This is a genomic window from Streptomyces sp. NPDC059169, assembly GCF_042755225.1.
Classification (GTDB): domain Bacteria; phylum Actinomycetota; class Actinomycetes; order Streptomycetales; family Streptomycetaceae; genus Streptomyces.
Genome location: NZ_JBHZCF010000015.1, coordinates 184728 through 207120 on the forward strand (window position 1 = coordinate 184728; position 22393 = coordinate 207120).

At 71.7% G+C, this 22393-nt stretch carries 24 protein-coding genes; 15 read left to right on the plus strand and 9 right to left on the minus strand.

All coding sequences use genetic code 11. The annotated features are described in order from the left end of the window. Window positions 1-56: 56 nt before the first annotated feature. From ACFXOM_RS26080 to ACFXOM_RS26090, 3 genes are read left to right on the plus strand one after another with little or no spacing between them, the layout of a single operon-like run. Window positions 57-1472: a radical SAM protein gene (locus ACFXOM_RS26080; protein ID WP_385039530.1), complete on the plus strand. Its 1416-nt coding sequence runs from the start codon at window positions 57-59 to the stop codon at window positions 1470-1472. Further along, the gene (locus ACFXOM_RS26085; protein WP_385039532.1) at window positions 1387-1662 is read left to right on the plus strand and encodes a hypothetical protein; all 276 of its coding nucleotides are present in this window, start codon (window positions 1387-1389) and stop codon (window positions 1660-1662) included. The genes ACFXOM_RS26080 and ACFXOM_RS26085 overlap by 86 nt, the downstream gene beginning before the upstream one ends. Continuing rightward, the gene (locus ACFXOM_RS26090; RefSeq protein WP_385039535.1) at window positions 1659-2462 is read left to right on the plus strand and encodes a class I SAM-dependent methyltransferase; all 804 of its coding nucleotides are present in this window, start codon (window positions 1659-1661) and stop codon (window positions 2460-2462) included. Before ACFXOM_RS26085 ends, ACFXOM_RS26090 begins: the two co-directional genes overlap by 4 nt. 44 nt (window positions 2463-2506) lie before the next feature. Here the strand turns inward: ACFXOM_RS26090 and ACFXOM_RS26095 are convergent, their stop codons facing one another. Together ACFXOM_RS26095 and ACFXOM_RS26100 are read right to left on the minus strand one after the other, a co-directional pair. Then, on the minus strand, window positions 2507-2836 hold the full coding sequence (locus ACFXOM_RS26095; RefSeq protein ID WP_385039538.1) for a TfoX/Sxy family protein: 330 nt from the start codon (window positions 2834-2836) through the stop codon (window positions 2507-2509). Between the two features lie 8 nt (window positions 2837-2844). Continuing rightward, window positions 2845-3036, minus strand: coding sequence for a hypothetical protein (locus tag ACFXOM_RS26100; protein WP_384941382.1), 192 nt, complete (start codon window positions 3034-3036; stop codon window positions 2845-2847). A gap of 482 nt (window positions 3037-3518) precedes the next feature. Between ACFXOM_RS26100 and ACFXOM_RS26105 the strand changes: the two genes are divergently transcribed. From ACFXOM_RS26105 to ACFXOM_RS26125, 5 genes are all read left to right on the plus strand, one after another. Then, a complete protein-coding gene (locus tag ACFXOM_RS26105; RefSeq protein ID WP_385039541.1) occupies window positions 3519-4859 on the plus strand; it encodes a DUF2254 domain-containing protein in 1341 nt (446 codons plus the stop codon). Window positions 4860-5055: 196 nt separating this feature from the next. After that, window positions 5056-6033: a DUF4396 domain-containing protein gene (locus ACFXOM_RS26110; protein ID WP_384941385.1), complete on the plus strand. Its 978-nt coding sequence runs from the start codon at window positions 5056-5058 to the stop codon at window positions 6031-6033. Window positions 6034-6485: 452 nt separating this feature from the next. After that, entirely contained in the window at window positions 6486-6908 is a 423-nt protein-coding gene (locus tag ACFXOM_RS26115) for a DUF350 domain-containing protein (RefSeq protein WP_384941386.1), read from the plus strand. 226 nt (window positions 6909-7134) lie between these two features. After that, complete coding sequence (locus ACFXOM_RS26120) at window positions 7135-7335, plus strand: hypothetical protein (protein ID WP_385039543.1); 201 nt, start codon at window positions 7135-7137, stop codon at window positions 7333-7335. A gap of 182 nt (window positions 7336-7517) precedes the next feature. Further along, complete coding sequence (locus tag ACFXOM_RS26125) at window positions 7518-8504, plus strand: RNA polymerase sigma factor SigF (protein WP_384941390.1); 987 nt, start codon at window positions 7518-7520, stop codon at window positions 8502-8504. Between the two features lie 316 nt (window positions 8505-8820). Here the strand turns inward: ACFXOM_RS26125 and ACFXOM_RS26130 are convergent, their stop codons facing one another. Continuing rightward, complete coding sequence (locus tag ACFXOM_RS26130; RefSeq protein ID WP_384941392.1) at window positions 8821-9144, minus strand: plasmid stabilization protein; 324 nt, start codon at window positions 9142-9144, stop codon at window positions 8821-8823. A 163-nt stretch (window positions 9145-9307) separates the two neighbouring features. Between ACFXOM_RS26130 and ACFXOM_RS26135 the strand changes: the two genes are divergently transcribed. Then, a complete protein-coding gene (locus tag ACFXOM_RS26135; protein ID WP_384941394.1) occupies window positions 9308-9652 on the plus strand; it encodes a PRC-barrel domain containing protein in 345 nt (114 codons plus the stop codon). Between the two features lie 46 nt (window positions 9653-9698). On the opposite strand, the gene ACFXOM_RS26140 is transcribed toward ACFXOM_RS26135, so the two are convergent. Next, entirely contained in the window at window positions 9699-10124 is a 426-nt protein-coding gene (locus ACFXOM_RS26140) for a CBS domain-containing protein (RefSeq protein ID WP_384941396.1), read from the minus strand. A gap of 276 nt (window positions 10125-10400) precedes the next feature. Between ACFXOM_RS26140 and ACFXOM_RS26145 the strand changes: the two genes are divergently transcribed. Both ACFXOM_RS26145 and ACFXOM_RS26150 read left to right on the plus strand, forming a co-directional pair. Next, entirely contained in the window at window positions 10401-10676 is a 276-nt protein-coding gene (locus tag ACFXOM_RS26145) for a DUF6381 family protein (RefSeq protein ID WP_384941398.1), read from the plus strand. Window positions 10677-10785: 109 nt separating this feature from the next. Next, a complete protein-coding gene (locus ACFXOM_RS26150; protein ID WP_385039546.1) occupies window positions 10786-13188 on the plus strand; it encodes a SpoIIE family protein phosphatase in 2403 nt (800 codons plus the stop codon). Window positions 13189-13273: 85 nt separating this feature from the next. On the opposite strand, the gene ACFXOM_RS26155 is transcribed toward ACFXOM_RS26150, so the two are convergent. The 3 genes from ACFXOM_RS26155 to ACFXOM_RS26165 all read right to left on the minus strand — a co-directional run bounded on the left by ACFXOM_RS26155 (window position 13274) and on the right by ACFXOM_RS26165 (window position 17256). Next, the gene (locus ACFXOM_RS26155; protein ID WP_385039549.1) at window positions 13274-16252 is read right to left on the minus strand and encodes a HAMP domain-containing protein; all 2979 of its coding nucleotides are present in this window, start codon (window positions 16250-16252) and stop codon (window positions 13274-13276) included. An 81-nt stretch (window positions 16253-16333) separates the two neighbouring features. Then, a complete protein-coding gene (locus tag ACFXOM_RS26160; RefSeq protein ID WP_384941403.1) occupies window positions 16334-16861 on the minus strand; it encodes an ATP-binding protein in 528 nt (175 codons plus the stop codon). A gap of 2 nt (window positions 16862-16863) precedes the next feature. After that, window positions 16864-17256 (minus strand): STAS domain-containing protein, encoded by a 393-nt coding sequence (locus ACFXOM_RS26165; protein ID WP_384941404.1) that lies wholly within the window; start codon window positions 17254-17256, stop codon window positions 16864-16866. A 233-nt stretch (window positions 17257-17489) separates the two neighbouring features. On the opposite strand from ACFXOM_RS26165, the gene ACFXOM_RS26170 reads away from it, so the two are divergent. Further along, window positions 17490-17921: a hypothetical protein gene (locus tag ACFXOM_RS26170; RefSeq protein ID WP_384941406.1), complete on the plus strand. Its 432-nt coding sequence runs from the start codon at window positions 17490-17492 to the stop codon at window positions 17919-17921. A 100-nt stretch (window positions 17922-18021) separates the two neighbouring features. On the opposite strand, the gene ACFXOM_RS26175 is transcribed toward ACFXOM_RS26170, so the two are convergent. Continuing rightward, the gene (locus ACFXOM_RS26175; RefSeq protein ID WP_384941408.1) at window positions 18022-18474 is read right to left on the minus strand and encodes an SDR family NAD(P)-dependent oxidoreductase; all 453 of its coding nucleotides are present in this window, start codon (window positions 18472-18474) and stop codon (window positions 18022-18024) included. A 155-nt stretch (window positions 18475-18629) separates the two neighbouring features. Here ACFXOM_RS26175 and ACFXOM_RS26180 point away from each other — a divergent pair, with 155 nt between their 5' ends. The 3 genes from ACFXOM_RS26180 to ACFXOM_RS26190 all read left to right on the plus strand — a co-directional run bounded on the left by ACFXOM_RS26180 (window position 18630) and on the right by ACFXOM_RS26190 (window position 20875). Continuing rightward, window positions 18630-19091: a Crp/Fnr family transcriptional regulator gene (locus ACFXOM_RS26180; protein ID WP_384941409.1), complete on the plus strand. Its 462-nt coding sequence runs from the start codon at window positions 18630-18632 to the stop codon at window positions 19089-19091. A 225-nt stretch (window positions 19092-19316) separates the two neighbouring features. Next, the gene (locus tag ACFXOM_RS26185) at window positions 19317-20213 is read left to right on the plus strand and encodes a metallophosphoesterase family protein (protein ID WP_385039552.1); all 897 of its coding nucleotides are present in this window, start codon (window positions 19317-19319) and stop codon (window positions 20211-20213) included. Further along, window positions 20210-20875, plus strand: coding sequence for a 4'-phosphopantetheinyl transferase (locus ACFXOM_RS26190; RefSeq protein WP_384941413.1), 666 nt, complete (start codon window positions 20210-20212; stop codon window positions 20873-20875). Before ACFXOM_RS26185 ends, ACFXOM_RS26190 begins: the two co-directional genes overlap by 4 nt. Before the next feature lie 190 nt (window positions 20876-21065). On the opposite strand, the gene ACFXOM_RS26195 is transcribed toward ACFXOM_RS26190, so the two are convergent. Continuing rightward, window positions 21066-22121 carry a hypothetical protein gene (locus ACFXOM_RS26195; protein ID WP_384948280.1) on the minus strand — a complete coding sequence of 352 codons (1056 nt, stop codon included), beginning with the start codon at window positions 22119-22121 and terminating at the stop codon, window positions 21066-21068. Window positions 22122-22393 lie beyond the last annotated feature (272 nt).

Genomic DNA, 22393 nt, shown 5'->3' on the forward strand with positions numbered 1-22393 from the left:
CCCGATCGAGGCGCCGCACGGAGAGCCGAGGAAACCCGTTCGTGGAGGAGTTTCGCGTGACGCAGGAACCCGCGCCGCAGCGCAAGGCGGACCGCGACGAAGTGTTCGTGGAATTCACCAGGTCCATCTGCCCGATGTGCAAGGCACCCGTCGACGCACAGGTCAACATCCGCGACGGCAAGGTGTACCTGCGGAAACGGTGCGTCGAGCACGGCGAGTTCGAGGCCGTGGTCTACGGGGACGCCGAGGAGTACGTGTCGTCGGCCCGGTTCAACAAGCCCGGCACGATCCCGCTCAGCTTCCAGACCGAGGTGAAGGACGGCTGCCCCAGCGACTGCGGGCTGTGTCCGGAGCACAAGCAGCACGCCTGCCTGGGCATCATCGAGGTCAACACGGGCTGCAACCTGGACTGCCCGATCTGCTTCGCCGACTCGGGCCACCATCCTGACGGCTACTCCATCACCCAGGAGCAGTGCGCACGGATGCTCGACGCCTTCGTGGAGTCCGAGGGGGAGGCGGAGGTGGTGATGTTCTCCGGAGGAGAGCCCACCATCCACAAGGACATCCTGGACTTCATCGACCTCGCCCAGACCCGCCCGATCAGGAACGTCAACCTCAACACCAACGGCATCCGCCTGGCCACCGACGAGAACTTCGTCGCGGAGCTCGGCAGGCGCAACCAGGTGCCCGGCAGGTCGGTGAACGTCTACCTGCAGTTCGACGGTTTCGACCAGCGAACCCACCTTCAGATCCGTGGCCGCGACCTGCGCGCCTTCAAGCAGCGGGCCCTGGACAACTGCGCCGAGCACGGCCTGACCGTCACACTCGTCGCTGCCGTCGAACGCGGCCTGAACGAACACGAAGTGGGGGCGATCATCGCGTACGGGATCGACCACCCCGCCGTCCGCTCGGTGGCGTTCCAGCCGGTCACCCACTCCGGCCGGCACGTCGAGTTCGACCCCCTGCAGCGGCTCACCAACCCCGACGTCATCCGGCTCATCACCGCCCAGCGCCCGGACTGGTTCGAGAAGGGCGACTTCTTCCCCGTACCGTGCTGCTTCCCGACCTGCCGCTCCATCACATACCTCCTGGTCGACGGCGAACCGGGCCACCGCACCGTCGTCCCCATCCCGCGGCTGCTGAACGTCGAGGACCACCTCGACTACGTCACCAATCGCGTCCTGCCCGATGCCGGGATCCGCGAGGCCCTGGAAAACCTCTGGTCGGCCTCCGCGTTCATGGGCACGGAAAAAACCGAGGAGAAGCTGCGGGCCACCGCCGAGGCCCTGGGCTGCGCCGGCGGTGCCTCTCGGGCCGAAGGGGACGGCGGGGCCTGCGGCATCGATCTGCCCCCGGGCCGTGAAGGACCTCTCCGACAAGGCGTTCATGATCGTCGTGCAGGACTTCCAGGACCCGTACACCCTCAACGTCAAACAGCTGATGAAGTGCTGCGTCGAGGAGATCACCCCTGACGGGCGCCTCATCCCCTTCTGCGCGTACAACTCCGTCGGCTACCGCGAGCAGGTCCGCGCCGCGATGTCCGGGGTTCCCGTCGCCGCGGTCGCCCCCAACGCCCTACCGCTCGCCGACCGCCTGACGTCGACGCCGTACGGCTCGAAGACCGCGCACACCCCCGATGCGGAAGGGAAGCTCCCCTCATGACCCGGCCGACACCCGGCGATGAACTGAAGGCGTGCTGCGCCGCCGCGTACTCCTCCGACGCAGTCACCCTGCTCCTCGGAAAGGCCTACCATCCGGGTGGCACCACGCTGACCCGCCGACTCGCCGACGGCCTCGACGTGGCCCCCGGCACGCGGGCGCTCGACGTCGCCTCCGGGCGCGGCACCACCGCCCTGCTGCTGGCCGACGCCTACGGCGCCGACGTCGACGGGGTCGACTACGCGCCGGCCAACACCGCCCTCGCCCAAGGCGCCGCCCAGGCCGCCGGCCTCGCCGACCGGGTGCGGTTCACCACCGGGGACGCCGAGCACCTGCCGTATCCCAAGGGAGCCTTCGACGTCGTGGTGTGCGAGTGCGCCCTGTGCACCTTCCCCGACAAGGGGCGCGCCGCGGCCGAGTTCGCCCGCGTCCTGCGGCCCGGCGGCCGCCTCGGCATCACCGACGTCACGGTCGACCCCGCACGGCTCCCGCCCGAGCTCACCGGCCTGGCCGCCCGGATCGCCTGCATCGCCGACGCCCGACCGCTCACGGAGTACCGCGAGATCCTGGCCGGCGCAGGACTGCACATCCTGCGTACCGAGCAGCACGACCAGGCGGTGTCGCGGATGATCGACCAGATCGAGGCGAGGCTCGACGTGCTGCGCATGGCCGCTCCCGACCGCCTCACTGCCGCGGGCGTGGATCCCGGCGTCGCCTCCTCCGTGCTCGAAGCCGCCCGTGCCGCCATCACGGACGGCTCTCTCGGCTACGCCCTTCTCGTCGCCGAGCGCCCGCCGGGGTGAGGGCCGGGGCGCGAGCGGTGGGACTCCAACCACTCACCGGGGGTCTACTTGGGCGGCAGGCTCGCCGCGAATCCGCGTCCCCGCTCGATCCAGTCGGCCAGGGCCCCGTCCTCGGACACGGCGGACGGTGCCACGAGGACCCAGCCGCGCATCGGGCGCCCGGTGAAGTCGAACGGCCGCGCCCCGGGGCGTGCCAGGGCGGCTTCGGTAGCCTCCGGGCCGACCCGGACCATCAGCTCGTCGCCGATCACGCCCACCGCCATGTTGCCCTCGTACAGGAACGCGAGTCCGCCGAACATCCGCCTCTCCGTGACGCCGGGGTCCGTGCCCAGAGCCGTCCGGACGCGCTCCGCCAGTCCTTCGTCGAACGCCATGACCGTCCTCACCTTCGGGTTCGGCGACCCACCTGCCGCTCCAGGTCCTGGAGGTCCTCGACGGGCGACGGGCGCACCTTGCGTCCCATCATCGGGCCGGCCAGCCGGTGGGCTCCCGAGGCGTCGCCGCGCACGCGGATCCGGGCGTGCGTGCCACCGTCCGGAAGCGGGTCGACGGCGCAGGTCACGTGCATCGGCATCGGGCCGGCGACCGAGACCGTGTCCTAGCAGCCTCGGCGGCTCGTACGGGCCACGCGCAACACGTGGTCGATCCGCTTGCCCAGGAAGAACGCCGTCCGCGTCACCTCGGCCCCGACCCCGAAACCGCCCGCATCGGCTTGCCGCGTCAGCTCCGCGGTCCGGATGCCCTCGGTCCACTCCGCAGTGGCGCCACTCCACGGCGTAGGCCGCAACCTGCTCACCCGGCAGCGGGACCACCCGCTGCACGATCACGTCGACCGGCTGTGCTGATCGGCGCCGGCCGGATGTCCCCTCCGGCACGGCTCCTTCCCGGCGCACCGAGCGTGTCGGACGGTGCGGGTCCGTACGCGGGCCTGCATAGTGGGCTCCGTGCCTGAAGGGGAAGCAGCCGTGTGCCGCGCGGCCCGTGCGTACCGGATGCCGCCCGGCCTCCGCCCTCGTGCACGGACCGAGTCGATCCGACACACGGCGCGACTCCGCGATGCGTGAGGGGCTCCGCTCACAGCTGTGGCCGCTGCCGGTACTGGGCGTTCTCCTCGCCCTCGGCGCGGGCATCGGGCTGCCCGCGCTCGACGGTGCCGTCGGGCGGCACGTGTCGCTGCGGATGAGGTCGTTCCTGTTCGGCGGCGGTCCGGATGCGGCACGTGCCGTGCTCGAAGCCATCGCCGGGTCCCTGATCTCGGTCACCGCGCTGACGTTCTCCCTCACCGTCGTGGCGCTCCAATTGGCCAGCAGCCAGTTCTCGCCCCGGCTCCTGCGGACCTTCGCGGCCGACCGCTACGTCCAAGCGACCCTCGCTCTGTTCCTGGCGACGTTCACCTACGCGCTGACGGTTTTGCGCACGGTTCGGACCGCTCACGATGCACAGCCGGCCTTCGTTCCTCAGATGTCGGTGACCCTCGCCTTCGCTCTGGCGCTGGCGAGCATCCTGGGCCTGGTCCTCTTCCTGTCCCACCTGGCCCGCGAACTGCGCGTGGAGACCATGCTCGTCGCGGTCCACCACGACGCCGAGGACACCATGGAACGGATCCTCGGCACGCCCGCCGACGAGGGCACGGACGGGGCGCCGGTCTTGCCACCCCGGCCACCCGGCGACGCGGTGCCGCTGCTCGCAGCCCGATCGGGCTTTCTGACGGCCGTGGACGAGAGCGTCCTGCTGAGGGCCGCTGCCCGCGCCGATGCCGTTGTGCTCGTCGACCGGCCGCCCGGCGGGTCCCTGATCGCCGGCACTCCGTGCGGCAGGGTGTGGCGCCGCGACGGCTCGACCTTCCCGCCCGACGTCCTGGACCGGTTGCTGCGACAGGCCGCCGACGCGGTCGTGGCGGGCGGTGAGCGCACCGACGAACAAGATGTGGCCTTCGCTCTCCGGCAGCTCACCGACGTCGCTGTGAAGGCGCTCTCCCCGGGCGTCAACGATCCGACCACGGCCGTCCACGCCCTCTCCCACTCCTCCGCGCTGCTGTGTGCCTTCGCGCAACGACCGCTCGGCCCCCGCCTGCTGCACGACGCGGACGGACGGCTTCGTGTCATGCTCGAGCGGCCCGACCTGCCCGCTCTGCTGGAGCTGGCCGTGTCCCAGCCCCTCCGGTACGGCTCCGCCGAGCCGGAGGTACTGCGGCGGATCGCGATGCTGCTGCACGAAGTGGCGTGGACCGCCCCGCCGGCCCGGCGCACCGACCCCGGCGCTCTGCTCCAGCGACTGCGCGTCACCGTGGCCGGCCAGGACTTCTCGCCCGAGGAACGCGACCGATTGGACGAGCTGGTCAGGCGGGCCGAGCGGACCATGCGGCCAGGTGGGGACGCACCCGGAGGGGCCACGTGAGGGCCGAGGGCCCTGTCCCTCCGAAGCTGCCGGGATCAGAGGTCCACGCCGTACGGTCGCTGTACCCCGTTGGAGTACCTCGCGCGGCGGATGTCACGCGTGCGGCCGTTACTGCTGCTCGCACAGCGGAAACACCTGAGGACGGCTGGAACAGCCCTGAGGGGGCGGGCGACCCGTTCGCCCCGACAACAGACCGGTGCACCGTGCCGACCGGGAGGTGACGATGCTGCTCGACGGCGTGATGCTGCTGTGGTTCATCCAGGTCGTGATCGCCGTGGCGTTCGTCGCCATCGACATCCGCACGACCCCCGAAGCCACCGTGATGAAGTGGGGCTTCGTGATCGTCACGGCCTTCAGCGGCCTCTTCGGAGCACTGCTGTACACCCTCAGCTGCCGCGAACCGCTGCCCGGGACGCACGAGCAGTACGTCGCCGCGAAGTGGCGTCAGGTCGTCGGTTCGACGATGCACTGCGTGGCCGGCGACGGGATCGGCATCCTGGTCGCGGCGGTCGTCACCACCGGGCTCGGCCTGCCGATGTGGGCCGACGTGCTCTGCGAGTACGCCTTCGGTTTCCTGTTCGGCTGGACGGTGTTCCAGGCACTGTTCATGAAGGACATGTTCGGCTCCTACCGGAGGTCGCTCTCCAAGACCTTCATCTCCGAGTTCCTGTCCATGAACGCCGTGATGGGCGGCATGACCGCCGTGATGGTGCCCTGGATGACCCACGACACGGCGGCCATGAGCCCCGACGGGGCCCGCTTCTGGTTCGTCATGTCGATCGCGCTCTGCGCCGGCTTCGTCGTCGCGCTCCCGATGAACTGGTGGCTCGTCGACCACGGCCTCAAGCACGGCATGATGACCGTCCGTCACGACAACACGCCTTTGCCACAAGCCGCCGCGCTGGCTGCGGCCGGCGCGGCGCTCACCGATGGCCCGTACCGCCCCGCCGGCAGCGTCCTCCCCTCCGGGCACGCCGCGCACCGGGTCACAGCAGCCACGACGCCGGCCGCGACGGGCGAACCGGGCGCCTCGACGACCGGCCGCGAGCACCACGCCATGGAGTCCCGGGTCAACAAGAACCAGCTCGCCGTCATGACCGTGGTCAGCCTCACCCTCTTCGGACTCGGCTTCCTCGTCGCCGGGCTCCTGGGCGACCTCACCATGCACCGATGACGCCCGTCCCCGGCGAGCCGCGAAGGGCGCACCACGGCGCAGCGTCGGACACCGCGGACGCGGCAGCGCGCCCCGGAGCCGGCCGGCGCGGCAACGGTTCGAGTGAGCCCACCACCACGGCCCCCGGAGCGATCGGACCCGGGCCGGCCTGAGATCCGTCCCGGACGTTGCCGCGTCGCCCTGCCGAGGGTTCCGGATCGGCCAGCCGGCCCGATGGCGTTCCCCGGTCCCGCACTCGCCGCTCGCCGCCCGGTTCGGCGCCAGGGTTCCGATGACCGGTCGAGCCCGCCCCGCCCGAACGCCGCAGTCGGGCAGCGGTGCGTGCGCGGCTCGTCCGCCCGACGGCCCCGACCCGGCCGCGTACGCCTGACGGCTCGGGCCGCACAACGGACGGGCGCTACATTTTGCCGCGGCTTGACCACGATCACTTTCAGACACGGAGCTGTTTCTCAATGACCGACATAGTCAACGGACTTGGCCGGACCGCGGCCTACGGCGCCCTGGGTGTGGTCCTGCTGATCCTCGGCATCGCCCTCGTGGACGCCCTGACGCCGGGCAAACTCGGGCGCCAGATCTGGCAGGAGCGCAACCGCAATGCCGCGGTCCTGCTCAGCTCGGCCCTGCTCGGCATCGGCGGCATCGTCTTCACGGCGATCTGGACGACGTACGACGACTTCGGCAAGGGCCTGCTGTCGACGGCCGCGTTCGGCTTGCTGGGACTCGTGCTGATGGCCGTGGCCTTCCTGGTCGTGGACCTGGTCACGCCGGGCAAGCTGGGGGCGACGCTGGTCGAGCAGGAGCCGCACCCTGCGGTGTGGGTAACCGCATCGTGCAACCTCGCGGTCGCCGCCATCGTCTCGGCGTCGATCGCCTGACGACGTGGCGGCCTCCGGGCCCGCCCCTCCTGCGGTCTGCACGAGGGATCCCGAACGCACCGCGGCAGCGGGTCCCGGAGCGCACTGCGACAGCGGGTTCGCCGTGCCTGCGGCCGCCCGTACTTCGGCATTTCCGGCGCGATGCGTCCGCCGGGCTGCATCGGACGGGATACCGCGTGATGCTGGTAGTCAGTCGCTCAACACGGGAGTCGCCCGGAGGCACATCATGACGCAGGACAAGAGCGTGAGCGAAGAGCCGGAGAGCAGGCAGAGGCCGGCGCAGATCTTCACCGGGTCGGAGCGCCCCTTCGACGCGGAGGACCTGGTGATGGCGTCCGGCCGCGAGCCCACGCCCGCCAATCTGGCACGTGCACGCAAGGAGATCGAGGAGAAGGGCGCAGCCGCCCTGGAGCGCTACCTGCCCTGACGGGAACGGGCCAAGACCGGGAAGACCACGCACGGTTGGCGTTCGTCACGCTGTGCGCGCACGTGTCGCCCGGCGAGAAGTAAAAGTATCAAAAGCAGACAAGTGGGTATCTGCTCTGACGGAGCTCGTACGACGGTCCCGCCGAAGCCACGGCGCCGGCCCCACCCCGTCGAGGAAGCCTCATGTCCAGCTTGCCGATCACCGGTGGCCCCACCGTCCGTACCACCCGACCGTACCGGCCGGCGGTACTGGACGGGGTCCCCGACATACCCGACCCCCGCACCATCAGCACGGTGGACGCACGGGCCCTGTCCGTCTGCCTCTTCCAGCGCCTGAACACGCTGGAAGAGGGCACGGACGACTACTCGTACGTCCGCAACACGCTCGTGGAACTCAACCTGAGCCTGGTGAAGTTCGCCGCGGCCCGTTTCCGTGGCCGCAGCGAACCCATGGAGGACATCGTCCAGGTCGGCACGGTCGGTCTGATCAAGGCGATCAACCGGTTCGACGTGGAGCGCGACGTCGAGTTCAGCTCGTTCGCCCTGCCCACCGTCATCGGCGAGATCAAGCGCTTCTTCCGGGACACGAGCTGGGCGGTGCGGGTCCCCCGGCGCCTCCAGGAACTGCGCCTCGACCTCGCCAAGGCATCCGACGCCCTGGAACAGGACCTGGGACGGCCCCCGACCGCCACCGAGCTGGCGGCCCGCCTCGGGCTCACCCCGGAAGAGGTCGTCGAGGGCCAACGGGCCGCCAACGGCTATCTGGCGCGTTCCCTGGAACCTCTCGAGTCCGACGAGGCGACCGGACCGCTCGGCCGGCGGTTGGGGGCGGAGGACCCGGCCCTGGACGTCGTCGAGTGCCTGGAGTGCCTGAAACCGATGATCGGTGGTCTGCCCGAGCGGGAGCGCGCCATCCTCTCCCTCCGCTTCGGCGAGGAACTGACGCAGTCGGAGATCGGTGAGCGGCTCGGGATCTCCCAGATGCACGTCTCCCGGCTGCTTGCGCGCGTCCTCACGCAGTTGCGCGAGGGACTGCTGGCAGACGACGGGCAGCCCGATGACGAGGACGCGCGACGCACGCCGGCGGACCTGCGCCCGTTATTACGCCTCGTGGACCCGCCCGATGAGGCCGCGGCGGTGGACGCCGTAGTCCGCACCCGACGGACCTGAGGTCGGCCGACGGACCAGATGTCGGCGCGGTGACTGCCCGCCGATGCTCCGACTGTGGGCGGGCCCGCCGATGCTCCGACTGTGGGCGGGCAGATCCGGGTCTGGGCGGGCGCACCCGAAGACGCGCCCGCTCGTCCGCTGGTACGTAGCCCGCCGACCCCCTGCCCGCCGACCCGCCTCACCTGGACCACTGTGCCGGCCCCGGCACCTCCCCAAGGTGCGGCCCGGGGCGGCGGGGAGCTGCTCCGGGCCGGTCGGAGAGCGTCCGAACGCCGGTCGGTATCCGCGCGTGCGGGCGAGTCGATCCTTGCGCTGGTCAGTATCCGAGCTTGCGGGCGAGTTGCTCCTTGTTCATCTTCGAACGGCCCTCGATTCCACGGCTCTTGGCCTCCTCGTAGAGCTGGTCGAAGGTCGGCCCCTGCGCGCCGGAGTGGGAACGCAGTCCGCCGCGCCGACCGGAGGAGATGTCCTCGACGGAGGTACGGCTCGCGGTCTCGGCCTCGCCGTGCCGTGCACGTTCCTTGTTCACCGTGCGCGCGGCGATCTCCTCGGCGCGCTCACGGCTCTCGCCCCGGTCGAGGGCGCTCTCCTTGATGTGTTCGTACTGGCGCTCCCGCTTGGGGCTGGCTCCTCTGGGCATGGTCGACCCTCCTCCCGGACGGGCCGGGGCCGGTGCGGTCCCGCTTCACTGCCGCGTCTACCCCCGCCGGGTCGCGGCAACCGCCACCGGTTGAGACGCTGGCTTCCGGGTACCGTCGCCGATCCGGCTGCCCACCGGCAAACCCAGGAGGAAGGACGACGCCATGGGTACAGGCATCTGGGGCTTCCCCGAAGCTGCGGGATACGCACCGGGGGCCCGGCTCGTCGGCTACAGGGTCGAGGCGACCGACGGCACCGTCGGCAAGATCGACAAGCATTCCGAGGACGTCGGACGGTCCTACATCGTGGTGGACACCGGTCCGTGGCTCTTCGGTCACCGCGTGCTGATCCCCGCGGGCGTCGTCTCGCGCATCGACCGCGAGCACCGGGTGGTGCACGTCAGGTGCCCGAAGCAGCAGATCAAGGACGCGCCGGACTTCGAGCGCGGGCGCGAGGGCGACGACGTGGCCGCGCTCCGGTTCATCGAGAACCACTACCAGCACATGTGAGGCGGCGGTCCGCACGGCGAGCCCGGGCGGACGGGCCGAACGAGACTCACGCCCCGTTGTTCGGCGGACCCGCACTGATCCCGGCGAGGACCGAGCGCGGATCCGTCGCCCTCGCGAGATCCCCCAGGGTGACGACCCCCAACGGACGGCCGTCCGCGACGACGGCGAGGCGGCGCACCAAGTGGTCCCGCATCATCCGGACGGCCTCGGCCGCTTCCTGGTCCGGTCGGACGGTGAGCACGTCGGGGGTGCAGACGGCGCGGACCGGCATCGTGCGCGGGTCGTGGCCCATCGCGACCGACCGGACGGCGACGTCCCGGTCCGTCACGATGCCGAGCAGCCGGCCGTCGTCCGCGACCAGCACGTCCCCGATGTCGAGGTCGCGCATGAGCCGGGCGGCCTCGACGAGCGGAGCGTCAGGCGGCAGGGCCTGCACTCCCTTCGTCATCACGTCCCTCACCAGCCGTGTCATGACACTGCCTCCCTTCCCCTGATACACCGCGCCTGCCCTGGTTCCCCCGCGATATCCCGGAAAGTCGAGGCAGCTCCAGGGCGGGTACCCGTACGCGCGGACCGCGCCCCGCCACCACGACCCCGTTCGGGATCCACGATCGAGGATCACCGCAGACGGGACGGGGTTTCGTCACACTGGGTCACGAATCGGCGTGCAAGGGTCACCGGCTCGTGATTGCCTGGCACATGGCCCCTGGCCCGGAGCCGACAGGCGACGGGCACGGAAGGAGGAGCCATGAACACAGCAGGTGAACCCGTGAGGACCGCCGAACAGCTCCGGGTGATGGCCGAGGAGCTCACTCGCGGCGCGGACCGCTGCAACGACCCCGAGCACCGGGCGAGGCTGCGCCGCAAGGCCGAGGAACTGCGTCGGCAGTGCGACGACGGCACCGACCTCGGCGAGGCTCCGGCCACGCCCGGACCTGCGCCCGCACACCACCATCCGCACCAGCAGCAGCGCGGCCCTCGAGGGGCCCAGAGGCCGCAGCCGGAACGGCCGCGGGGCGCCTGACGCCCTCGGCGGCGGCCGCCGTACCCCGCCGGGCGTACGGCGGCCGTCCGCTGCCCGGACGGGTATGCCCGAGTAGAATCCGGTTCGTCACGCTGGAGATCATATGAGCATGCCCGATCCAGGGCGGACCGAACCGGGGCCGGAGCAGCTGGCCACCGCAGTCGCGCAGCTCACCGCCGAACTCTCGGCGCTGCGCAGTGATCTCGCACGCCGTCATCTCCACGACCTCGCCGCAGGCGTGCTCGTCGCGCAGCTCTCCCTGACGCCCGCCGACGCCGTGGACCACCTCGCCCGACTCGCCCGGACCATGGGCGTCTCCCCTGATGACCTCTCCGCCGACATCGTCAATGCCGCGAGCGGCACGGCGGCCGTGCACGGGGAGGCAGGGGTGCCGCACGCCGGCACCCGGGCCGCCGCGTCCGCGGCGGCAGACCCTCCGGACGTGGCGGACGCCGTACGCGATGCCGGTTCCGGGGCCGCTCCGGCGGCCCCTGACGGCACGATGGCGGAGGGGGTCGCGGCCGGAGGGGCGGAGACCGCCTCGGCACGCGGTACACGGCGGCTCGAAGCGGTCGTCGAGGCCGGCACGCGGTCCGGAAGCCCCGTGGACGACATCGTGGAGACACTGCTGCACAGTGGGATGCGCCCGCTCGGCGTCCGCGGGCTGTGGCTGTTCCGGCGTACGGAGACGGACTGCCTCGAACTGGCCGGACGGGCCGGTGTCAGCCCGTTGGAGGCGGCCCACTGGCAGTGGGTGCCGCCCGCTCCGTGCAGCCCGCTCCACCGGGCGCTGGCGGACGCGGCACCTGCTTGGCTGCCGAACGGTCCGGCTGCCGGCGAGCGGCTGCCGGGACGCGCCCCGGACGCCGCACGGGCCGTTCTGCCGCTGCGGCAGCGCGGCGTGGTGACGGGGCTCGTCGTCGCCGACTGGCCCGGCCGCGCGTCCCTCGACGATCCCGTACGACGGGCCCTGGTGGGTCTCGCCGTACCCGCCGCACGGATCCTGGACGCGGGCCCGCCGACTTCCGCAGAGCCCGCGGCGCTCGCCCCGTTCCTCGACCTGCTGACACATCCGGCGATGGCCCTGCGCTCGGACCCCGACACCGGAACCCTGCACGTGGAGCACCTCAACCGGCCGGCGCTGGAATCGGCGAGCAACGTCCCCGGGCCTGCGGGTCGCCCCCTCGCCCAGGTCTTCCCGGGCATGTGCACCGACCTCGAGCAGCTGGCTGAGGCTGCACGGGAGTCCGCGGCCCCCCAGCGCGCTGCACGGGTGCCCGTCGAGCACCGGACGGGCGACCCCGGCCCACTGCACGACGTCCGGGTGCTGCCCGTGGCGCCCGGCCGGACGGTGGTGCTCTGGCACGGCGCCACCGATCCGGGTCTGTCCGTCTCCCGGGTGCTCGGTCGACTGGAGAACCTGGCGGCCTTCGAGGACGACCTGATCACCGGGAAGTCCCGCTGGAGCGAGCAGGCGTACCGGATCTTCGGCATTGACCCGGGCACCGCTCCCGTGCCGCTGCGCCGGCTGGGCCCGCACCTGCACCGGGACGACGCGGGAACCCTCACCGAGTTGCTGGCGGAACTCACCCAGAACCGCGAGGGCGCCCACACCGTGGTCCGGGCGGTCCGTGAGGACGGCGGACTGCGGCACGTCCGGATCGCCGCGGAGCCCCTCCTGACCGGAGGGGTGCTCACCGGGATCACCGGCGTGTACCAGGACGTCTCGGCGCTGCACCACACCGAGGTCGCGCTCAGCGCGACCTTCGACCGGTTGACCGCGGCGCAGACCCAGGCCGCGCTGCGCCACCAGCTCGTACTCCAGCTGCAGCAGGCGATCGTCCCCGAAGTGCCCGTGTTGCAACGGCTGCCCGGCCTCCAAGTGGCGGCCCGCTACCGGCCGGCGGCCGAGGAGTACCGGGTGGGCGGCGACTGGTACGACGTGCTGCCGCTGCCCAGCGAACGGGTGCTCGTGGCCGTCGGCGACATCGCAGGACACGGCATCGATTCGGTGACGGGCATGGTCGCGCTGCGCAACGCCCTGCGCGGACTGGCGTTCACCGGCCACCCGCCGGGCCGACTGATGACCTGGCTCAACGAGGTCACCCTGCACACCCACGGGCAGCCAACGGCCACCGCCGTCTGCGCCCTGTACGACCCCGCGGACCGGTCGCTGTGCTGGGCCAGCGCCGGGCACCTGCCACCGCTCCTGCTGCGTGACGGGCGTGCCACCTTCCTCGAACCGCCCAGGAACCTCCTGCTGGGAGCAGCCCACTCCGCGGAGTACGCGGACAAGGTGACGCGGCTGGAGCCCGGAGACACCCTGATGCTGTACACGGACGGCCTGGTGGAACGGCGGCACACCGGGCTCGACGAGAGCCTCGCGGCGCTGCGGCGAGCGGCGGAACGGCTCGGTCCCGGCCGGCTGGACGAGCGGACGGACCGGTTGCTGGCCTCGGTCACGGGGGACACCGACGACGACACCAGCCTGGTCGTCCTCCGGGTGCAGTGACACCTGCCCGGGGAGAGCACCCCGTGCCGCCCGTGGCACCTCGGGGCGACGGCCGAGCACGCGCCGCGCCACGCGGTCGACCCTGTCAGCGCCTCAACTGGCTCCGCACCCGGGAGATCAGGTCGTGGGCGTCGACGGGTTTGGTGATGTAGTCGTTGGCCCCGGCCGCCAGGCTCTTGGCCCGGTCGCCCGGCATGGCCTTCGCGGTCACCGCGATGATGGGCACGTCCGCGAACCGCGGCATGCCGCGGATCTCGGCGGTGGCGCTGTAGCCGTCCATCCCGGACATCATCACGTCCATCACGATCAGGTCCACCTCTTGGTGGGCGGTGAGCAGGTCGATACCGGAGCGGCCGTCGTCGGCCGTGAGGACCCGCACCCCTTCCGCCTCCAGGATCTCGGTCAGCGCGTAGACGTTGCGCGCGTCGTCGTCGACGATGAGGACCACCCGGCCGGCCAGCGAACCGTCGGCCGCGGGCGCCGGCCCGCCGGCCGGTAGGCCGCCCGGCCCGCCGAAAGCGGCACCGACACCGGCCGCCGGCTGCTCCGGGAGGGATCCACCGACCGGTACGAAGAAGGTGAACTCGCTTCCCTCGCCCAGTCGGCTCTCCGCGACGATCAGTCCGCCGAGGAGATGGGCGACCTCGCGGCTGATCGAGAGGCCGAGTCCGGTGCCGCCGTACCGCCGCCCGGTGGTGACGGCCCCCTGCTGGAAGGCCCCGAAGATGCTGTCCAGGTGCTCGGGTGCGATACCGACCCCGGTGTCCCGCACCCGGAAGGCAACCACGGGGACCCCACGCATGGAAGCCGGAAGCTCGTCCTCGACCGCGTTGTCCACGCTCAGTTCGACGCTGCCGCGCTCGGTGAACTTCAACGCGTTGGAGAGCAGGTTGCGCAGCACCTGCCGCAACCGGGGCTCGTCGGTCACGATCTCCGTGGGCACTTCGGCCGACGCGACCACCCTGAACTCCAGGTTCCGTTCGCTCGCCAGGGGCCGGAAGGTGGTCTCCACGTGGTCCAAGAGGTGTCGCAGGGAGAACGACTCGCGGTGGACGTCCATTTTCCCGGCCTCGACCTTCGACAGGTCCAGGATGTCGTTGATCAGCTGGAGCAGGTCGGAGCCCGCGGAGTGGATGACCTCGGCGTAGTCGACCTGTTTCTCGGTGAGGTTGCCCTCGGGGTTCTGGGCGAGCAGCTGGGCGAGGATCAGCAGGCTGTTGAGCGGGGTCCGCAGCTCGTGGCTCATGTTGGCGAGGAACTCGGACTTGTACATCGAGGTGCGCGAGAGCTGTTTCGCCCGTTCCTCCAGCTCCTGCCTGGCCTGTTCGATCTCCAGGTTCTTCCGCTCGATGTCACGGTTGCGGTCGGCGAGTAGCGCGGCCTTCTCGGCGAGCTCGGCGTTGGAGCGCTGGAGTTCCTCCTGGCGTGCCTGCAACTCCTGTGACCTCGCCCGGAGTTCGGAGGTGAGCCGCTGGGACTGCTCCAACAGTTCGTCCGTGCGGGCGTGCGCGAGCAGCGAGCTGACGTTGACGCCGACCGTCTCGATGAACTGGTCGAGGAAGTCCCGGTGGATGCCGGTGAAGGGGCGCACCGCGGCGAGTTCGACGGCACCCAGCACCTGGTCCTCGACGAGCAGGGGCAGCACGATCAGGGCCGCGGGCGCGACGGCGCCGAGGCCGGAAGAGATCGTCACGTAGCCGGCCGGGAGGTCCTCGACGGCTATCGTGCGGCGGCCGACGGCGGCCTGGCCCACCAGGGACTCGCCCAGTTTGAAGCGGGCCGGGGGCCGCCGGTCCGCCGGGACGCCGTACGAGGCGATCATGACGAGCTCGGTGCCACCGTCGTCCACGGCGTCCGTGGCCAGGTAGAACGCACCGTACTGGGCGGAGACCAAGGGGGGGACCTCGTTCATGATCACTTCGGCGAACTGCACCGGGTCGCGGCTGCTCTGCATCAGCCCGGAGATCCGGGCCAGATTGGTCTTGAGCCAGTCCTGCTCCTCATTGGCCCGGGTGGTGGCACGCAGCGACTCGACCATGGAGTTGATGTTGTCCTTGAGGTCGCCGACCTCTCCGGGGGCTTCGACCGCGATGGAGCGGGTGAGGTCGCCCTCGGCGACGGCGCTGGTGACCTCCGCGATGGCACGGACCTGCCGGGTGAGGTTCCCGGCGAGCTCGTTGACGTTCTCCGTGAGCCGTTTCCAGGTCCCGGAGACACCCTCGACCTCGGCCTGACCGCCGAGCCTGCCTTCGCTCCCGACCTCCCGCGCGACCCGGGTGACCTCCGCGGCGAACGACGACAGCTGGTCGACCATGGTGTTGATGGTCGTCTTGAGCTCCAGGATCTCGCCCCGCGCGTCCACGTCGATCTTGCGGGTCAGGTCTCCCTGGGCGACGGCCGTGGTGACCTGGGCGATGTTGCGGACCTGGTTGGTCAGGTTGTTCGCCATGCTGTTGACGTTGTCGGTGAGGTCCTTCCAGGTGCCCGAGACGCCGCGTACGGTCGCCTGACCGCCGAGATTCCCCTCGGTCCCCACCTCACGGGCGACCCGCGTGACCTCTTCGGCGAACGAGGAGAGCCGTTCGACCATCGTGTTGATGGTTTCCTTCAGCTCCAGGATCTCGCCCCGCGCGTCGACCCGGATCTTCTGGGTCAGGTCGCCGCGCGCGACCGCCGACGCCACCTGGGCGATCGAACGCACCTGGGAGGTGAGGTTGTCGGCCATGGTGTTCACGCCGGTGGTCAGCTCCTGCCACACGCCGCCCACGTCCCTCACCCGGGCGTGCCCCCCGAGCCGGCCCTCCCCGCCGACCTCCCGGGCGACCCGCGTGACCTCCGAGGTGACGAGCGAGAGTTGCTCGACCATGCCGTTGTAGACGTCCGTGATCTCGCCCATGATGCCGTCGGCGTCGTCGGGGAGCCGGACGGAGAAGTCCCCGTCGCGTACGGCGGTGAGTCCGGCCAGGAGCCGCCTGAGTCCCTCCTCGCTCAGCGCCGTAGGCGGCCGGGCGTTCCCCACGGCTTCGTCCCGCGAGGGGCTCCGCGAGTGTCCGGATGCGTCCATCGCCGACCTCGTGTCGCTCGTTCGGCGTCTTCCTGTTCACTCTCGCACGCGTTCCCCGGCGCGACACCCCGGATGGTCGCGTCACGGCCCGTGCGGCGCTGCGATCTCCGCCCACACGGTCTTCCCGGTGCCGCGCGGCTGGGAGCCCCAGGAGCGGGCGAGCCTCCCCAGCACGACCAATCCGTGCCCCCCGGGCACGGCGGGGTCGGCCTGCGGGCGGGGCGTGGGCGGCACCGGGCTCGCGTCGCTGACCTCGATGCGCAGTCGCTCGACGGTGCAGTGCAACACGAGCTCCAACGGCCCGCCCGCGTGCAGACACGCGTTGGTGACCATTTCGGAGACGACCATGAGGACGTCCTCTGCCACGGCTCGGCGCTCGTCGTCCCAGTCCGTCGGGGCGTCCAGGTCCTCGTCCCAGGCGAACGGGTCGCCCGCGGTGCCGCCGCACGGGGGATGCGCTCCCCCGTCGGGAAGACGGTCTTCGGGCGGGAGCCAGTCCCAGTCGGCGAGCGCCGTACGGCTGAAGTCACGGCAGCGCCCGACCACGCCGCGGGTCCCGGAGAGGAGGAGCCTGCGGGTCTGCCCCCGTGCCGGAAGTGCAGCGCTCACGGCTACTCCTGCCGTGGCTCCGCGAGGGCCTCACCGATGCTCGCGTAGCGCGGGAACACGGCCCCCGCGCCGGTGATCGCGAGCATCCTGGCCACCTGGGGGCGCAGCGCCGCCAGCTCCACCCGTGCATCGGCGTCCTGGGCGGCGAGCCGCGCCCGGAGCAGCACGTTCAGCCCCGTCGAGTCGCAGAACAGCAGACCGGAACAGTCGACCAGGAGCCGACGCGCCCCACCTGCGATGCCCTCGTCCAGGGCCGTGCGCAGCGGCTCGGCCGTGTCGTGATCGAGTTCGCCCGAGAGCGCGAACACGAGGATGCCCGGCTCGGGGCCCGGTCTCGTGTCGACGGTGAACCGGTCCGCACCGCCGCGCCCCGGCCACCCGTCCTGTGCTGACATGCCCGGTTCTCCTGGTCCGTCCGCCCCCCGGTGACACCCCCGACTATGGCATTTCCCGCCGCGCCCCGCTTCCGGCGCACCCGCCGGGCCCATCGTGCCGTCTCTTCCACGGGCTCGGAGTGCCGCGCCCTCCGCGTGGCACTCCCGCAGCCATCGGCGGCCGCACGCGGCGGGCATGGCTAGGCTGAAATCCACCGGTCCTTTCGTGCAAGCGGTGAAGGCAGGCGTAGCAGATGGACTTCTCCCGCGATTTCGAACTGCTGGCCGTGGCGGTCCAGGTCGAGGGCCACCCTGACATGCCCGTCCGGCTGCCCTCGGCGGAGCCTTCCGCCGGTGCACCGCCGTCCGCGCCGCTGGTCCTGCGGGAGGGGGCGGAGTTCCGGTTGCGGCTGGAGTTCGGTGTGGGGTCGCGGCACGACATCGAGGGGCTCAGATACATCGACGAGCGCACCCGTCAGGGCGTGACGGTCGGTCACCAGGAGATCCTTCTGGGCGACTATCGGGCGGGCGGGCCGTACGAGATCGCCCTACCACCGGAGCGGCTGCCGATCGGCCACATGGCGCGCGACACCTACGAGGTCACCGGGACGTTCGTGGACGTGCACGGGAACGTGCTGGGACAGGAGACCCACAGCTTCGAGATCGCCAAGGACTGGCCCCACTGACCGAGGCCCGCCCGCCGCCGGGACGACCGGGCGGCGTCTCTCTCTCCCCGCGGCGCCGGGCCCACCGCCGTACTCGGCGTTCCGCCCCCCGGTGCGGACGTCAGAGCTGCCGGAGGGCGCCGCCGTCCACGCTCCACTCTGCTCCGGTGATCTGCCGGGCCAGCGGCGAGAGCAGGTACGCCACGACGGGAGCGACGTCCTCGGGCGTTCCGATCCGGCCGCTGGGCAGCCGCCGCTCCTCACGGATGAAGCGGTCGACGGCCTCGTCCGCCGGCAGCCCGTACCGTGCGCCGAGTTGCTCGGCAAACCCTCCCGGGGCATCGAACAGGGCGGTCCGCGTCGGTCCGGGGAGCACGACGTTCGAGCGGATCCCCCGGACACCGAACTCGACGGCGAGCGCCTTCGAGACGGTCAGCATCGCCGTCTTCGCCGCCGCGTAGTCGACGATGCCCGGATCGGGGAGCCGGGCGGCTTCGCCGGCAACGTGGACGACGGAGGCGGCGTCCGACTCCAGCGCCCGGCACCGGGACCGGGACCGGTGCCCCGGACGCACCTGGACGGAACGCGCCGGTACGGGGCGCGCCCGGTACGGCGCCCGAAGACCGCCGGAGCGAGCCGGCGCGCCGTCGCCGCGTATCCGTCACCCATTCGGTCGTGCATTGCGCGGCGAGACGGCTCAGGATGGCTGTAGGCGAACGGAGGCCCCCGATGAGCAGCTCTTCCATCCGCATGACAGCGGCGCTGTCCGCCGAGCACCGAGCCCGACTGCAGGAGGTGGCCCGGGACGTGAAGTTCCACGAAGGGGCCAGGGTCTTCGAGGAAGGACGCCTGGCAGACCGCTTCTGGATCATCCGCTCCGGCACGGTGTGCCTGGACATACGCGTGCCCGGACGCCGGCCGGCCGTCATCGAGAACCTCGGCTTCGGTGAACTCGTCGGATGGTCCTGGTTGTTCCCGCCCTACGTGTGGCAGCTGGGCGCGGAGGCGACGACCCCGGTGCGCGCCCAGGAGTTCGACGCGTTGACCGTTCGCATGATGATGGACGCCGATCCGGCCCTGGGCTCGGCCATCGGGCAGTGGGTCGGACGGGTGCTCGCCCATCGGCTGCACTCCGCCCGGGTGCGACTCCTCGACCTCTACGCTCCGTACGGGAGCGGCCTCACTTCGTGACCGTTCTCCGTCCGGGCGCCGCCCGCCGGGGCGTCCCCCGGCACGGCGCACCGGTGCGAGGTGGACCGACGGGACGTCAGGGTATGCAGCACACCGGGCATTTCGAGGAAGTGCGCACGGCGGACGGCTGTCGTGGCACGCGGTGCGGGGGCACGTCGGCGACGGCCTCCGAGCCGTCGGTGGCTCCCCTGGCCGGGACGCGAGGAAGGGCAGTGGGGATGAACCGTGGGCTATGAGGTGCGCGGCGGGGGCGCGGCGCCACAGCGTACGACGGCCGGTCCCAGGCTGGTCGCGATCAGTGATCTGCACGTCCGCTACGCCGAGAACCGGAGCATCGTCGAGCAGCTGCACCCGGAGACCGCTGAGGACTGGCTGCTGGTCGCGGGGGACGTCGGGGAGTACGCCGGGGACGTCCGGTGGGCACTGGAGCTGCTGGCCGGCCGCTTCGCCAGGGTGGTTTGGACGCCGGGTAACCACGAGCTGTGGACGCCGGCCCGCGATCCGGTCCGTCTGCGGGGGCAGGAGCGCTACGAGCACCTGGTGGGAATCTGCCGGGAGCTGGGCGTGGTCACCCCCGAGGACCCCTACCCGGTGTGGGAGGGAGAGGGCGGGCCGGTGGCGGTCGCGCCCCTCTTCGTGCTCTACGACTACTCGTTCCGGCCACCGGGCGCCCGTTCGAAGGAGGAGGCGCTGCAGATCGCGGAGCACGAGGGTGTGGTGTGCACCGACGAATTCCTCCTGCATCCCGACCCCTACCCGTCGCGCGACGCGTGGTGCCGGGCACGCCTGGACGTCACGGCGACGCGGCTTGCCGCGGTACCGCCGGAGCTGACGACCGTCCTGGTGAACCACTTCCCGCTGGTGCGCGAACCTACCGGGATCCTGCGGCATCCCGAATTCGCCCTGTGGTGCGGCACGGAGGCGACGGCCGCATGGCCGCGCAGGTTCCGCGCCTCGGCCGTCGTCTACGGCAACCTCCACGTCCCTCGGCTCATCTGGTCGGACGGGGTTCCGCACCAAGAGGTGTCCCTCGGCTACCCGCGCGAGTGGCGACGGTTCCGGCACGAGCCCGGTCGGCCGGTGGAGGTCTTCCCGTCCGTACCCGAGGGAGCCTGCACGTGATCGACAAACTGCTGCCCGCGCCGGTCGCCGTCGCAGAGGTGTTCGGCGACGCCCCCGGGCCAGAGATGTTCCCCGAGGAACGGCAGTTCGTGGCGGGGTCGGTGCCGGAACGCCAGCGGGAGTTCGGCACGGTGCGGGCGTGCGCGCGCACCGCGCTCGGCACGCTCGGCCTGCCACCCGTGCCGATCCTCCCAGGACCCGGTCGGGCGCCCCGGTGGCCGGCGGGCGTCGTCGGGGCCATGACGCACTGCCGGGGTTATCGGGCCGCGGCCGTGGCCCTCTCGTCCGACGTGGTGACGATCGGGTTGGACGCGGAGCCGCACCTGCCGCTGCCCGACGCGGGCGTGGGTGACCTCGTCCTGCTGCCGGAGGAGCGCGAGACCCTGCGGCGGCTGGCTGAGCTGCGCCCCGAGGTGTGCTGGGACCGGCTCGTGTTCAGTGCCAAGGAAAGCGTCTACAAGGCGTGGTACCCGCTGGCCCGACGATGGCTCGATTTCCACGAAGCGGTCGTCACCCCCATCCCCGACGACTCCGCGTTCCACGCGCGCCTGCTGGTGAAGGGGCCCCTGGTGAACGGCCGTCCCCTGACCGGCTTCCAGGGGCGGTGGACGATCGAGTCCGGACTGGTCGTCACGGCGATCTCCGTGCTCCGCGGCGCTTAGCCGCGCCGCGGTGTCGAACGGCCGTCCGGGGCCGCCGGCATGGGCGGCGAGGAGCATCCGACGACCGCCCGTACCGGGGCTCCGCTTCTCGTTGCCTGCGGGAGACCAGCGGGCAGAGGCACCGGCCGAGGGCCCGCCCCTGCACCTCCCTGTCCCGGGCGGGGCGCTCGTCTCCTGCCTTCCCGCCGGCTCAACACCCTCCCCTGCGACATCGGGCGTCCCAGTGGTGGAGGAAATGGAGGGCGGCTGTTCGGGCGCTGCGGGTGGCGGGGGTGGGGGCGAGCAGGTAGTCGGCGACGGGGGTGAGGAGGAGGGACATGTCGGGGGTGGGAGTGAGGAGGCGGGCTTCGTCCCAGGTGTGGCGGATGGCCGTGCGGCGCAGGGGGGTTCCATGACGGGCGGGGAGGCACGGTGCCGTGGCCGCCGCCTCCGCGCGGCGGCGGTGCTCGGGGGCGAGTTCGGGGGCGAGGGCGGCACGGACGGCGGTGAGGGGGCCCAGCGGGAGGTGGTCGGCGGCATGGTCGAGGAGGGCGGCGGCCTCGGGGGCCAGGCGGTAGGCGGCGAGGACGGCGGCGGTCTCGGTGGGTTCGAAGGGCTGGCGGTCCAGGCCGGCGATGTCGAGGAGGGTGACCGGGCCGGGTGGCGGGGCGGACCGGTGCAGTCGGGACTCGGCGAGGGCGATGAGGCACTCCACGGGCTCGTCGGCGACCAGGTACGGCCGGACGGGCACGACCGCACCGTCTCCGGGCAGGGCTGCGGTGGTGACGTGCACGCGGTACCAGGGGTCGACCAGGGGGTCCTCGGCGTGCCAGCGGACGGTGACGGCAGTGTGGCGGGGGCGGTCGCCGAACAGTGAGACGTCGATGTGCTCCACCGGGTGGTCGGTGACCAGACGGATGACGGCCTGCCACAGCGCCGCCTCGTCGGGGGCGACGAGGTCGAGGGTGTCCAGCGGCCGGAGCAGACCGGCCGGGTAGTACTCGGCGAGCGGGAGGCCGCGGATCGCGCGGACGCCGGTGGCGCGAGCGAGATCGACGGCCGTGCGGGCGTAGTGGGCGGCGCGGTCACGGGCCCGGCGGAGTTCGGCGCGGGCGGGCTCGCCCATGCGGACGCCGTCGCGGACCAGGGCGGAGAGCACCAGATGGGGCAGGTGGTGGCAAGCCCGGGCGCGGTGCAGCAGTTCGGCCGGCCCGGCGTCCGGGTCGGCGTCGAGCAGCCGATACAGCAGGGCTGTGTTCACGGACATCCGCCTCCGAATGTAGGGTCTGGCCCGGCGCCACCGGCGGCCGAGGGGGCGGGCGGGCGGTGCCGGACCGTTTCCGGCGGGCCCGCGGCACGGTGATTCTGTACGGCGGGGTTCAACTCCTGATCACCACAGGCTCAACAAGCTCTCGACAGCGGGTACGACACTGTGGTTAAAAGGTGACACATAGGTGGACATGTGCGCCGAGCGGGGGCGGACGCGGTGTTCTGGGACGGCTGGGGGGCTGGTCTTGGGCGATCTCCGTTTCTCATTAC